General features: G+C 72.0%; 7 protein-coding genes. 2 read left to right on the top strand and 5 right to left on the bottom strand.

Annotated elements, in window-relative coordinates; genetic code table 11:
* Positions 1-314: 314 nt before the first annotated feature.
* Complete coding sequence (locus tag ACFYQQ_RS38060; protein ID WP_388907094.1) at positions 315-2,435, top strand: SpoIIE family protein phosphatase; 2,121 nt, start codon at positions 315-317, stop codon at positions 2,433-2,435.
* A 196-nt stretch (positions 2,436-2,631) separates the two neighbouring features.
* Entirely contained in the window at positions 2,632-3,810 is a 1,179-nt protein-coding gene (locus ACFYQQ_RS38055) for a spore photoproduct lyase family protein (protein ID WP_355791895.1), read from the top strand.
* Between the two features lie 123 nt (positions 3,811-3,933).
* Here the strand turns inward: ACFYQQ_RS38055 and ACFYQQ_RS38050 are convergent, their stop codons facing one another.
* The 5 genes from ACFYQQ_RS38050 to ACFYQQ_RS38030 all read right to left on the bottom strand — a co-directional run bounded on the left by ACFYQQ_RS38050 (position 3,934) and on the right by ACFYQQ_RS38030 (position 12,717).
* Entirely contained in the window at positions 3,934-5,055 is a 1,122-nt protein-coding gene (locus ACFYQQ_RS38050; RefSeq protein ID WP_388907091.1) for a lytic polysaccharide monooxygenase, read from the bottom strand.
* Between the two features lie 175 nt (positions 5,056-5,230).
* On the bottom strand, positions 5,231-7,456 hold the full coding sequence (locus ACFYQQ_RS38045) for a glycoside hydrolase family 6 protein (protein WP_388907088.1): 2,226 nt from the start codon (positions 7,454-7,456) through the stop codon (positions 5,231-5,233).
* A gap of 167 nt (positions 7,457-7,623) precedes the next feature.
* The gene (locus ACFYQQ_RS38040; protein ID WP_388907086.1) at positions 7,624-9,834 is read right to left on the bottom strand and encodes a glycoside hydrolase family 3 N-terminal domain-containing protein; all 2,211 of its coding nucleotides are present in this window, start codon (positions 9,832-9,834) and stop codon (positions 7,624-7,626) included.
* Between the two features lie 204 nt (positions 9,835-10,038).
* The gene (locus tag ACFYQQ_RS38035) at positions 10,039-11,169 is read right to left on the bottom strand and encodes a cellulose binding domain-containing protein (protein ID WP_356239673.1); all 1,131 of its coding nucleotides are present in this window, start codon (positions 11,167-11,169) and stop codon (positions 10,039-10,041) included.
* Between the two features lie 525 nt (positions 11,170-11,694).
* Positions 11,695-12,717, bottom strand: coding sequence for a LacI family DNA-binding transcriptional regulator (locus ACFYQQ_RS38030; RefSeq protein WP_355784636.1), 1,023 nt, complete (start codon positions 12,715-12,717; stop codon positions 11,695-11,697).
* Between the last annotated feature and the right edge of the window lie 482 nt (positions 12,718-13,199).

Below are 13,199 nucleotides of genomic sequence, written 5' to 3'. Positions count from 1 at the left end.
GGAACACCTCCGGTGCCACCGCCGTCCGGCGCCTGTGTCGTCGTCGGGGCGGCGTGGTCTTCCTTCCTCCCGAGTACCACGCTGGGCCCTGGCGGAACCCGCCGATGCCTGCCGCGTTCCTGCGGCTCCGCCCGGCTGTCGCCCGACCCCACGGGCCTGTACCGGACACGCCCGGTGGCACGCCCCGGGCCCGGCAGCGACGTGCCGACCGCTTCCCATCGGCGTACCGTCCAGAGGGGGGCGACTTCCGGTGCGTCCGGCGTGCCTGATGTGGCAGCCGTCCGGGGAGGCGTCCGCGATGCTGGAGGTGCCTGGTGACCAGCGTGGGTGATCCGGCCGCCGCCGAGCGCGCCCTGGATGCCGAGTTCGCGGAGACCGTGCGCCGGACGGGTGCGTCCCTCGGCGCGCTGTACCTGCTCGCGCCGGGTGAGCAGGTGCTGTGGCTGGACGTGCTGTGCGGAGCGCCCGCCGAGTTCGCCGCTCCATGGACACGGGTCGCGACGGCCTCTCCGGCACCCGTGGCGGACGCGGTCCGGGAGGACCGGATGGTGTGGGTGGGCAGCCAGGAGGAGATGGCCCGCTCGTATCCGCGCACAGCGATGGTGCTTCCGTATCCGCTGGCGCTGGTCGCCGCGCCGGTCACGGGCGCCCGGCGGTGGGGCACGCTGCTGCTGATGTGGCCGGCCACCCGTCCGCCCTACATGACCGGGCGGGAGCGCGGCAACATCGCGTCGAGCTGCCGGCGGCTGGCCCGGCTGCTGGAGGAGGCCGCCGGGCAGGGCCACGCTCCCGCCCCGCGCGCCGAGCCCCGGGTCGTGGCCGCGGCGGACCACGACCGCTCCGGCATCCCGTCCACGGCCGCCGAGGACTTCGTGGAGCGCCTGCCCGGCGGAAGCTGCTCGCTGGACCTGGGGGGCCGCTTCGTCTACCTCAGCTCCGGCGCCTCAGACCTGCTGGGCTGCCCGGCGAACCGCCTGCTGGGGACCTTGCCGTGGCAGTCCCTGCGCTGGCTGGACGACCCGGCCTACGAGGACCGCTACCGTGCCGCGGTGCTGAGCCGCGAGCCCATCGTCTTCACCGCGTGCCGCCCGCCCGACCGGTGGCTCGACTTCCACCTCTACCCGGACGCCAGCGGCATCAGCGTCCGTATCGTGCCCACCGGCACCCCCTCCCCGCCGCTCCCGGGAACCGCCCGGTCCGCGAGCAGCGTCGCCCCCACGCGCGCCGGGCGGCTCTACCAGCTCACCCACCTGGCCGCCGCGCTGACCGAGGTGGTCGGGGTCCAGGACGTCATCGACCTGGTCGCCGACCAGATCATGCCCGCGTTCGGCGCGCAGGGCCTGGTCCTGTCCGCCGCCGACGCCGGCCGGCTGCGCATCACCGGCCACCGCGGCTACTCCGCGCAGACCATCGAGCGCCTGGACGGCCTCCCCCTGGACACCGACTTCACCCCGGCCGGACGCGCCCTCGGCAACGGCACGCCCGCGTTCTTCGCCGACGCGCAGGAGATGCGGCGGCTGTATCCCGAGGCGCCGCAGATCAGCGGCAAGGAGGCGTGGGCCTTCCTGCCGCTGATCATCTCCGGCCGCCCCGTCGGGTGCTGCATCCTGTCCTACGACCGTCCGCACACGTTCCCGGCCGAGGAACGCGCCGTGCTGACGTCGCTGGCCGGGCTCATCGCGCAGGCGCTGGACCGCGCCCGCCTGTACGACGTCAAGCAGGACCTGGCACACGGCCTTCAGCAGGCACTGCTCCCGCGCACCCTTCCCCGGGTGGCCGGGGCGCGGGTCGCCGCGCGCTACCTGCCCGCGACCCGGGGCATGGACATCGGCGGGGACTTCTACGACCTGATCCGGCTCGGTGACACGGCCGCCGCGGCCGTCATCGGCGACGTCCAGGGCCACAACGTCGCCGCGGCCGCCCTGATGGGCCAGGTCCGCACCGGCGTCTACGCCCACGCGACCCTCGGCACCTCCCCCGACCGGGTCCTCGCCAGGACCAACCGGCTTCTGACGGAACTGTCCCCCGATCTGTTCACCAGCTGCCTCTACGCCCACTTCGACTTCGCCGCCCGGCGCGTCACGCTGGCCGGCGCAGGTCACCCACCGCCGCTGCTGCGGCTTCCCGGCGGTGACACCAGGCCCGTCGCCGTCGCGCCCGGACCGCTGCTCGGGGTCGACCCCGACGCCGTCTTCCCCCTGACCGAGATCCCGCTCACCCCCGGCATGCTGCTCCTCCTGTACACCGACGGTCTGATCGAGACACCGGGTATCGATCTCGACGATTCCGTCGCCGATCTGGCCGGCCGGCTCGCCCGCGCCGACGACCGTGACCTGGACCTGCTGATCGACGACCTGCTGAGCATGACCCGTGCGACCGAGCACCGTACCGACGACATCGCGCTCCTGGTCCTGCAGGAACGGTCCGGCCGCTGATCCGCCCCGCCCGCCGGTGCCGGTCGGACCGGGGGGCGGCGCGCCCTCGGGACCTGGCGGGCGCGACCCCCTCGCGACCGGGGCCACCCGTCCCCACGCCGGGGCTGCCCGTACAGTGGGAGACGCGTTTCGTCCGCTTCTGACCCGGTCCGCTGCTGACCCGGTCCAGTCCCGCGCCATCCGATCCGGAGCGTCCATGCACCACCCGTCCAGCGCCTCGGACGACGACTCCGACACCCTGTTCGGGCTCGACGCCCTGGGCCCCGCGCCCGCGGCGCCGAGCCACGACCGGCCGTCCTACCGGGACTCCGACACCGCGCGGCGCCTGCTTCCCGTACAGGAGATCCACGCCGAGCCCGCGGCGGCCGCCTCCCCGCGCGGCCGGCAGATCATCGCCCGGTTCCCCGAGGCGCGGCTCGTCGAGGTCGAGTCCCACTGGCGCATCCCCGGGCTGCACGGCAACGAGGGCAACGTCGCACGCTGGGTGCGCGTCAAGGGCGAGACACTCGTGCTCGGCGAGCGGAAGTCACCGGCCACGCGCCCCAACGGCAGGTCCGCCGACTGGATCGCCCCGGGCGCCTCCAACGGCTGCGCGATGGCCTGCGCCTACTGCTACGTGCCCCGACGCAAGGGGTACGCCAACCCGATCACGGTCTTCACGAACATCGACCGGATCGTCGCCCACATCGGCCGGCACATCGCACGCCAGGGCCCCAAGACCGAGCCGAACCAGTGCGACCCCGAGGCCTGGGTGTACGACATCGGCGAGAACGGCGACTGCTCGGTCGACGCCCTGATCTGCGACAACACCGCGGATCTCGTGCACGCCTTCCGGCAGTGGCCGACGGCCAAGGCGTCCTTCGCGACCAAGTTCGTCAACCCGGACCTGCTGGCCCTCGACCCGCGCGGCCGGACCCGTATCCGCTTCTCGGTGATGCCTCCCGAGGACTCCCGGCTGCTGGACGTGCGCACCTCCCCCGTCGCCGAGCGGATCGCCGCCGCCGCGGACTTCCTGGACGCGGGCTACGAGGTGCACTTCAACCTCTCCCCCGTCGTGGTGCGCCCCGGCTGGGAGGAGGCGTGGACGGAACTGCTCACGCACCTCGACGACGTCCTGCCGGACCGGGTCAAGCGGCAGGCGGCCGCCGAGGTGATCATGCTGACGCACAACCGGGAGCTGCACGAGGTCAACCTCGGATGGCACCCCCGCGCCGAGGACGTCCTGTGGCAGCCCGACCTCCAGGAGGCCAAGCGCTCCGAGAACGGCGCGCTGAACGTCCGCTACGCCGTGGACATCAAGGCGCGCGCGGTGCGGCGCCTGCGCGATCTGGTCGCCGACCGGGCCCCCTGGCTGCGCATCCGGTACGCGTTCTGAGCCACGGGTACAACCACGTCTGGGCAAGTCGCCTCACCACAAGGCATGCTGACGGTTCGTCACACACCGACGGGCCGGCCGCCGACCTCTGGAGGTCACGCGGCCGGCACGCCGTATCGGGCCCTAGACCGGCACGCAGCCGATCGATCCGGCGGGCAGATTGTTGCCCGTGGAGATGGCGGTGAAGCCGAAGGTGACACTGCCGTCGGCGGCGATGACCCGGTTGTGGTCGACGTTCTTGACCGTGACCGTGCCGTCGCTCGCCGTGGACAGGGAACCGTTCCACAAGCTACTGATCTTGGTGCCCGTGCCCGGTTTCCACGCCACGGCCCAGCCGTTGCGCGGTTCCGTGCCGTGGTTCATCACCTCGACGGACGCCTGGAAGCCGCCGCTCCAGGAGTTCACGACGCTGTAGACGGCCATGCAAGAGCCGGTATGCGGATCCGAGGGAGTCGGGGTCGGAGTGGGGGTGGGCGTGGGAGTAGGGGTCGGGGTCGGGGTGCCGCCGGGGTTCCTGATGCCGGTCACTTCCCCGTTGCCGCCGTCGAAGACGATGTCGGAGCAGGAGAAGAAGTTCTCCTGGCTGTCGGACCGCACCCACTGGATGAAGATCAGGGCGTTGCCCGAGCGCCCGGAGGGCAGGGTCAGGTCCCAGGAGTAGTGGCCGCCGTCGGTGCCCGGCGAACCCTGCTGGGACGGGTTGGTGACCGTCTGGATCAGGTCCAGGTCGTCCCAGCCCAGTTCGGACGTGGACGACCAGCCGGGCTTGGACAGGTAGACCCGGAACGAGCCCGGGTGCGCGGCCCAGTTGCTGTACTGCACCTGGAGGGTCTTCCCCGAGGTGAGGTGCGTCCTCGGCCAGTCGGAGCGGGCCGCGTTGTAGGCGGAGAAGTCGTACGGGGACCGGTCGCCGGCGCTGCACAGGGTGCCGTCCGGTACGTAGCCGGCGCCCTTGCCGCCCGCCTGGGAGTCCAGTACGGCGAACCAGTTGTAGAGCGGTGTCGTGCCGCTCTTCGCGACGGCGTCCCGGCACGCGGGGTTCGTCGGGTCCAGTGCTCCGTTGCCCGTCCGGGCGTCCAGGTAGCACAGGTAGGTGCGCGAGCCGGGAAGCATCGCCACCCCGTGTGCCTGGGCGGAGCCCTGTCCCAGCAGGGTCATGCCGAGCGCCGCGATCAGGGTGGCGAAGGCGGCCGCCATCGACAGAATGGTGCCGCGTCGCGACAGAACGGTGCTGCGTCGAGCCATGTCCTCTCCTTCCGGTCGTACTCGGGCGGTTCGAGATCGGGTGCCGCGTGTCGCGGCGGGTGCCGGGGGCCGTGGTGCGGGCCGCGGCCGGTCTTGGAGTCCCCGCCCGTCCGGCGAGGGTGCCGGCCGGACGGGCGGGGAGGCGGTGTGCCGCCCGCTGGGGCGGCCGGGCTGGTCAGGCGGGCGGGGTGCCCCAGGCGCGTACGGTGCCGAGGTAGGCCGGGATCGCCGGGGCGTCCGTGTAGGACGTGGCCGTGCTCCGGCTGTAGTCACCGACCTCGTCGAAGGCCGACCAGTCGGACTTGCTCATCCGCAGCTGGATGTCACCGGTGTCCTTGCCGGCCCCCAACGTGCCTGATTTGAAGCCGACTTCGAGATAGGCGTCGGCTCCCGCGACCGGTGTGCTCAGCGGCACGACCTTGAGGTCGAGGGCGGAGCAGCCGACGGCCGCGTAGTCGCACCAGGCGTTGACCGTGGCGGAACCGCCGTCCCGGGTGAAGTAGTAGCGGGCGGTGACCTTGGTCAGGTCGACCGCGTCGCTGCCGGTGTCGACGATGCGCAGTTTCGGCTTGATGGCGTTGTCGGTGGCCGAGGTGTCGCTGTTCCGGTAGCGGACGGTGAGGCCTCCGGAGGGGTCCGGACCGCCGCCGCCGGGGTCGGTGGTGACGCTCAGGGCGCTGGAGGGCGCGGAGACGTTGCCGGCGGCGTCACGGGCGCGGACGGTGTAGCTGTAGGCGGTGCCGGCGCTGAGCCCGGTGTCGGTGAAGGTGGTTCCGGTCACCGGCGACGAGGTGGCCTTCGTACCGTCGCGGTAGACGTCGTAGCCGGTCACCCCGGTGTTGTCGGTGGACGCCGTCCAGGACAGGGAGGCGCTCGTCGCCGTCTTCGCGGTGGCCTTGAGGCCGGACGGGGCACTGGGCGCGGTGGTGTCGCCGCCCGGAGTGCCGCCGCCGTCCGTGGGCACGGCCGGGTAGGCGTTCTTGACCAGCATCGCGAACTCGTCGTGGAACCAGTGTCCGGCCAGCGGGGCGCCCGGCAGGGCACCCGTCTTGCTGTTGCCGGCGTTGGGCGCGGTGTACGTGGGGTCGCACATCGGGTCGAGCCGCTTGCCCTCGTCGTTCGGGATGTCGGTGCTGGCTCCGTCGGACTCCCCCGGCGGCTTCACCCACAGGAACGCGTCGAGGTGGGAGTCGGGGTAGCCGGCCGGGGACGCCTGGGGGCGCTGCCCGATTCCGGCGCCCGCGACGTTGCACCACAGTCCGCGGTGGGTGCGGCGGTCCGCCTTGGACTCGCTGATGTAGGTGTCGAGGGTGGTGCTGGTGCTCGCGGCGGTGGGCCGGGCCGCTCCGCCCCAGCCGTTGCGGGAGGTGTCGACGACCATGCCCGTCGCGGCGGGCCATCCGGCGGACACGAGTGCCCGGTGCACGTTCCTCGTGAAGTCGGTCTCGTCGAAGTTCGGGTTCCACTCGTAGTACTTCCCGGACTTGACCATGTTGCCGCCGACCGTCTTGTCCGGGTCGGTGAGGAACGGCTCCTCCAGCGGCGTGTAGTTGGCGACGTTGGTGATCAGTCCGTCGACGCTGACGAGTCCCGCCGTGGTGCCCTTGGCCACGTCCGTGTACAACTGCACGGTCTGGGAGAGGTTGTTGTCCCAGCCGAGCCAGCCCGAGTGCGCGAAGTCCAGGTACGTGTAGACGTTGGGGATGGCGTGCAGTTTGTTCAGGGCGTACCGCACACCCTGGACGTAGATGCCGCTGCTCTTGGCCTGGGCGCACTCCGGGTCGGCGCCGTTGGTGACCAGGTTCGGCAGGCCGTCCGGTTCGATGACCGTGGTGATGCGGACGTCCTGGTACTTCGGGTCGTCGAAGACGTCGGCGATGGCGTCGATGTATTCGCTCTTGTACCGGTCCAGTCCCGCCTGGGTGAGGGGCAGTTCGCCGTTGGAGGCGAGTGCCGCGCAGTCCCGGCCGGGGAGGTCGTACACGACGAAGGTCGCGGTGACGGGCTGCCCGGGCTTCTTCTGGGCCAGTGCCAGGTCGAGATGGTCGGCCAGGCTCTTGCGGCCTCCGTTGGCGGTGCCGCCGCCGATCGCTGCGATCCGGTCAAGCCACACCGCGGTGGGATAGGTCGCGACCGTCTCCATCTTCGCCTTGAGTGCGGCGTCGGACGTCTTCGCGGCTGAAGTGCCCACCAGGGCCGTGTAGTCCGGGTTGGTGTAGAAGGTGGCGCCGGCGAACGGGTTGTCGACGTGGGCCTCCGCGGCGGCGGCCGGCTGGGGCGAGAGCTGTCCCGCCAAGCCCAGCAGGGCGGTGGCCAGCGTGGTGGCGAGCGCGGCCGTCCGCCATCGTCTGCGGCGGAGCCTCGGCGGACGGGAGCCTGCGCGTGGGGTCCGGTCGGTCATGTGCCCTCCTCGTGGGTGTTCTGCGGGTGGTACGAGGTGGTGCGAGGTGCGCCTGGACGGGGCGGTCGCCCATCCAGGCACGTGCGTCCGTCCTTCCGTGCGGGGGTGGCCGGGCCCGGCGCGTCGGTCTCGGCGGAGCTCCGGCGGGCGCGTCGGGGTGTCGGGGGTCAGCTCGCCGCGCAGTGCGGGACGGGTGCGCCGGCGGTGCCGCTCGCGGTGAAGCCGAAGGACGTCGTCCCGCCGGGTGACAGCGAGCCGTTGAAGGCGGCGTTGCGGACGGTGGGCCGGCCCTGGGACGGGGTCAGCGTGCCGTTCCAGAGGTTGGTGACGGTGGCCCCGCCCAGGTCCCAGTCGACCGCCCAGCCCGTGAGGGGAGTCGACCCGGAGTTCCGGACGGTGATCTCCGCCTGGTAGCCGCCACCCCAGGACGAGGCGACACGGAACTGCGCGGTGCACTCGGCGCCGGTCGGCGTCGGTGTTGGCGTGGGTGTCGGTGTCGGTTCGGGGTCCGCGCCGGAGTAGGTCAGTCCGTACCCGTACGGGAAGAGGGGGACCTTCCCGTCGCCGTCGTTGACGGGCTGCTGGGAGGCGCTCTTCATCCACGTCACGGGGAGCTTGCCGGTGGGGGCGTAGCCGCCGAACAGGACGTCGGCGACTCCGGCGCCCTCGGTGCCCGGCAGCCAAGCCGCCAACAGCGCCTTCCAGTCACTCAGTTGGGACGCGATGTCGAGCGGTCGGCCGGAGACGAGCACGGTGACCACGGGCACGCCGCTCGCCTTCAGCCGGCTGAGCGTCGCCAGGTCCTCCTGGTCCAGCCCCAGGCCGCCCGGCCGGTCGCCGCGGCCTTCCGCGTACGGGGTCTCGCCCACCACCGCGACGGCGGCCGTGTAGGTCGCGTCGATGCCGTTCCCGTAGCGGTCGTAGGTGACCCGAGCGGGGTCGGAGACGGCGGCGCGGATGCCCTGGAGGACGGTGGTGCCGTCGGTGACGGCGCCGCTGCGGCCCTGCCAGCCCACGGTCCAGCCGCCGCTCTGGTTGCCGATGTCGTCGGCGGACTTGCCGGCCACGAACACCTTCGCCGTCCTCGGCAGCGGCAGCACCCCTCCCTCGTTCCTGAGCAGCACCTGCGAGGCCCGCACCGCATCCCGGGCGAGGGCCCGGTGCGCGGCGGAGCCGACCCCGGGAGTCAGTGACCGGTCGGTGAACGGGCGCTCGAACAGGCCGAGTTGGAACTTCTTCGTCAGGATGCGCCGATTGGCGTCGTCGACGCGGGTCTGCGCGATCCGCCCCGCGGTCACCTCACCTCGCAGCAGCGTCAGGAACTTCTTGTAGTCGTGCGGCACCATCACCATGTCGACGCCGGCGTTGACGGCCTTGGTGATCTCGGCGCCGGTGAAGCCGCTCTGCCCGTCCAACTGGTCGACGGCGGCCCAGTCGGACACGACGAAGCCGCTGAAGCCGAGTTCGCCCTTGAGCACGTCGGTGACGAGGTACTTGTCGCCGTGCGCCTTCACGCCGTTCCAACTGCTGTAGGTGAGCATCACCGCGCCCACGCCCCGCCGCACCGCCTCCTGGAACGGCGGCAGGTGCACGGCGCGCAGCTCCGCCTCGGAGATCCGCGTGTCGCCCTGGTCGACGCCGCCGGCGGTGCCGCCGTCGCCGATGTAGTGCTTGGCCGTGGCGAGCACGGAGGCGGGGTCCGCGCCCAGGGTGTCGCCCTGGAGGCCGGTGACGAGCGTGGCCATGGCGGCGGGCAGTTCGGGCTTCTCGCCGAACGACTCGTACGTACGGCCCCAGCGGTCGTCGCGGGCCACGCACAGGCACGGCGCGAAGTCCCAGTCGATGCCGGTGGCGGCCACCTCCTCGGCCACCGCCCGCCCGACGCGGCGCACGAGCGCGGGATCGCGTGTGGCGCCGAGCCCGATGTTGTGCGGAAAGATGGTGGCGCCGCGCACTGCGTTGTGGCCGTGGACCGCGTCGATCCCGTAGATCAGCGGGATGCCGAGCGGTGTGCCGAGCGCGGTGCGCTGCAGTGCGTCATAGGTGTCCGCCCAGGTCTGGGCGTTGTTGGGGCTGACCGTGGAGTCGCCGCCGGACAGCACCGAACCGATGCGGTGGGTGGCGAGATCGGAGACCGGGACGAGCGCGTCCTTCTCGATCTGCGTCATCTGGCCCAGCTTGTCGTCGAGCGTCATCCGGCCGAGCAGGTCGTCGACCCTGACCGGCACCGGCAGGGACGGGTCCTGGTAGGGGAACGCGGCGGAGGACGTGGACGCCTCGGGCTGGTGCGGTGCGGCGGCGGTGAGCGCGGTGAGGGCGAGGGCCACGGCGCTCAGTGCGGCGACGAGCGCCGGACGCCGGGAGTGCGAAAGGCTCATGCGGGGGGGCCTTTCCGGTCGGGCTCCGGAGGGGCGGGGAAACGGCGGGGGCGGGCGGCGGGTTGCTCCGGGGCCCTTCCTGTCGGCGCAGGGAAGTGGAGCGGGCCCCGGAGCGGACTGCCGCGGCGGATGCCGGACGCGTGCCCGCGGCGACCGGTCAGGTCGTGGCGGCGCGGGCCGCACGGGTGTCGTGCCGCGAGGACGTCACGCGGTCGTGCAGGCCGTGCCGTTCAGGCTGAAGGCCGCCGGCTTGGCGAACGTGCCGCCGTAGGTCCCCTGGAAACCGAAGGTCTGGCTGGCCCCCGCCGCGATGCGCGCGTTGTGGGTCAGGCCGGTCGCCGTGACCGCTCCCGAGGACGGGGTCACCGTGGCGTTCCAGGCGTTGGTGATGCGCTGCCCGGAGGGCAGGGTGAACGCCAGTTTCCAGTTGTCGACGGCGGCGGAACCGGAGTTGGTGACCGTGACGTCGGCGGTGAAGCCGCCCTGCCAGACGTTGGTGCCGTAGGCGACCTTGCAGGCGGTGGAGCCGCCGGGCTCGCCCGGGTCGCCGCCGCCTCCTGTGGTGACCGTGGAGCTGAAGGAGTTGACCGCGAGCCCGGCACCGTTCTGCCAGGGCTCGAAGCCGGCCTGAACGCTCGTCAGGTACCAGTTGTTCTGGGCCAGTCCGCGCGCCACGGCCTGGTCGGCGAAGTCCATGACGTCGAAGCTCCAGCTGCCGATCGCGGAGGGGGCGACGAAGGAAAGGACGTCGTTGCCGCCGTTGTTGCCGGACCAGACCTGCCAGGTGCGCCCGGCCACGGTCGCCGTGCCGACCTGCGAGCCCACCGGCTGAACCGGGCCCACCTTGTTGAACCAGATCATGATCTCGGTCCGGTTCACGCCGTCGGTGCGGGGCGTCGGGTCGAGCCAGATGTCGTAGGCCGCGTCGTAGACAGCGTCGTTCACGTAGCCGTAGGAGATGCTGGTCGGCGCGGCGGAGATGGTGCTGAGCTGTGCCGGCAGCTTGGTTCCCGGCGAACAGTTCGTGTAGTGACAGCCGTTGAAGACCGAGGGGTACGACTTCGGGGCGCCGTTGGTCGGCACGGATCCGTCCGCCTGGTTGATCCGGAACCCGGTGTCGGTGGCGGTGATGCACTGGGTGGCGCTGGTGCCCCACCGGTTGTTCTGGACCACGTAGCGGCCTTGGATCGTGGTCGATCCGAACTCTTCACAGATGGTCGTGTCCGCGTGGGCCGGCGTCGTGACGGTGACGAGTGTCGCGACGAGAGCGAGAGCGGTGAGCAGTGCGCCGAACAGGCCACGCGCGGCGCGGGCCAGGTGCGGTAACGGTCGCATGCGGGGGGATCCTCTCTGGGAGGGGCGGCCGGAGTCTTCGGGGGCGTTCCGTCCTCGTCAGGATGGGAGCGCTCCCACTCGCGATTCGAAAGGGACTGTAGGAGTCGCGCATGTCCCTGACAAGAGTGTGGACGGGACGCCGTCGAACCAATTTCGAAGTCCGAGGTCGGAGGCCCTCAGCGAATCAACTTCGTACGGATGTCGAGGAGTTGGGAGCGCTCCCGAAAACATTCGACGGTCGGAGTCCCGGCGCCGTCCGCCCCGAAACAGGGTTCACGTACGCCTCGCACGGCACGGCTCACGTACGCCTCGTTCGGCACGGTCCTCGTGCGCCTCGACCCGCTCACGTACGCCTCGGCCGACACCGTTCACGCGGGTTTCGGCCGGTGCGGTTTGCCCACGCCTCATCCGGCTCGGTCACGCACGCCTCGTTCGGCGTGATTTTCGTGGACCGCAGCCGGTTCGGTTCGCCCGGCCGCAGCCGCAGCCGCCGCCGTCGATCCCGCGGGCAAGTGTCGCCGCGCCTCAGGCCGAGTCGCGCAGGACCAGTTCCGTCCGGAGGATGACGTGCCGCCAGGCCACCGCCGGCTCCTCCATCTCCTCCCCCAGCAACCGCACCATGGCCCGGCCGATCTCGTCCACCGGCTGGCGGACCGTGGTCAGCTTGGGGTCCGTGTTCTGGGCCAGCAGGAAGTCGTCGAAGCCGACCACCCCGACGTCGTCGGGCACCCGGCGGCCGGCCGCGCGCAGCGCCGTCAACGCCCCGGCGGCGGTGGTGTCCGAGGCCGCGAAGACACCGTCGATGCCGGGATGCCGCTCGATGAGTTCGGCCATCGCCCGGCGCCCGCTCTCCTCGGTGAAGTCGCCCTCCACGACCAGGGACGGCTCGTCGGCGACGCCCGCGCGCCGCAACGCCTCGCGATACCCGCGCAACCGGCACTGTGCCACGTACATGTCGAGCGGTCCGGTGATGGTCGCGATGGTCCCGCGTCCGCTGTCCAGCAGGTGGGAGACGGCGCTGCGGGCACCGCCGACGTTGTCCGCGTCGACGTACGTCACGCACTCCTCGCCGGTGCGGCGCCCCAGCAGGACGGTGGGCAGACCGGCGTCCGCGAGCATGTCAGGCAACGGGTCCTGGGCGCGGACGGACATGAGCAGGACCCCGTCCACCCGGCCGCCGCGCGCGTACTCCACGAAGCGCCGCCGTTCGGTCTCGGAGCGGATGAGGGTCAGCAGGAGCTGCATGCCGGTGTCCGTCAGGGCGTCGCCGACCGCGCGGACGACCTCGCTGAAGAAGGGTTCCCCGAAGAGCCGCCAGTCCGTCTCCGTCATGACCAGTGCCACGGCGTCGGCGCGGCGGCCGGCCAGCGAACGCGCGGCCAGATTGGGCACGTATCCCAGCTCCGCGATCGCGCGCCGCACCGCTTCCCGGGTCGAACCGCGCACGCCTGGAGCGTTGTTGATGACGCGTGAGACGGTGCCGCGTCCCACCCCCGCGCGGGCGGCCACCTCCTCCAGCGTCGGGCCGCCGGGACGTCGCCTGCCCATACCCCACCCCACCTCCCACCCGAGATCACCCGATACTACGACCCGGCCGGGTCGGGCACCGGGCGCTCCGCACACGGGGGTGAGGGCGTAACGGCCTTGGGGCGTGCCGCACTTCGACCGCGCCGCACACATCGGAGTCCGTCAGGAATCGCAGCGCCAGAAAGCCGGAACGCCGGGCAGCCTGAGCGCCGAGAAGAAGTTGAAGCACCGGGCAGCCGGAGCGGCGGAGAGCCCAACGACGGGCCGACAACGGCGAGTCGGGGAGCGGGTGGCGCGAAACGACTCCTGCGGGACTCGGCTCCGCGGACGTGCAGGGCACAAGTCGAGGGGCCCTGACGCCGGTTCGGCGTCAGGGCCCCTGTTTCTACAACACCATCTGCCGGCCTACTGCAGCACCGGCCTTCTGTTTCCGCACGCTCGCCGGGGGGACGTGAGCGAGTGCGGGGATCGCGGATGCGTGACCGTGAGACCACCTTCCGTTC

Source organism: Streptomyces sp. NPDC005496 (genome assembly GCF_042872045.1).
Classification (GTDB): domain Bacteria; phylum Actinomycetota; class Actinomycetes; order Streptomycetales; family Streptomycetaceae; genus Streptomyces.
This window is presented reverse-complemented; position numbering and strand designations above follow the sequence as displayed.

Bases quoted from the DNA above. Each gene is read 5' to 3' on its own strand.
- ACFYQQ_RS38055 (WP_355791895.1), top strand. From the start codon at position 2,632: ATGCACCACCCGTCCAGCGCCTCGGACGACGACTCCGACACCCTGTTC.
- ACFYQQ_RS38050 (WP_388907091.1), bottom strand. From the start codon at position 5,055: ATGGCTCGACGCAGCACCGTTCTGTCGCGACGCGGCACCATTCTGTCG.
- ACFYQQ_RS38045 (WP_388907088.1), bottom strand. From the start codon at position 7,456: ATGACCGACCGGACCCCACGCGCAGGCTCCCGTCCGCCGAGGCTCCGC.
- ACFYQQ_RS38040 (WP_388907086.1), bottom strand. From the start codon at position 9,834: ATGAGCCTTTCGCACTCCCGGCGTCCGGCGCTCGTCGCCGCACTGAGC.
- ACFYQQ_RS38035 (WP_356239673.1), bottom strand. From the start codon at position 11,169: ATGCGACCGTTACCGCACCTGGCCCGCGCCGCGCGTGGCCTGTTCGGC.
- ACFYQQ_RS38030 (WP_355784636.1), bottom strand. From the start codon at position 12,717: ATGGGCAGGCGACGTCCCGGCGGCCCGACGCTGGAGGAGGTGGCCGCC.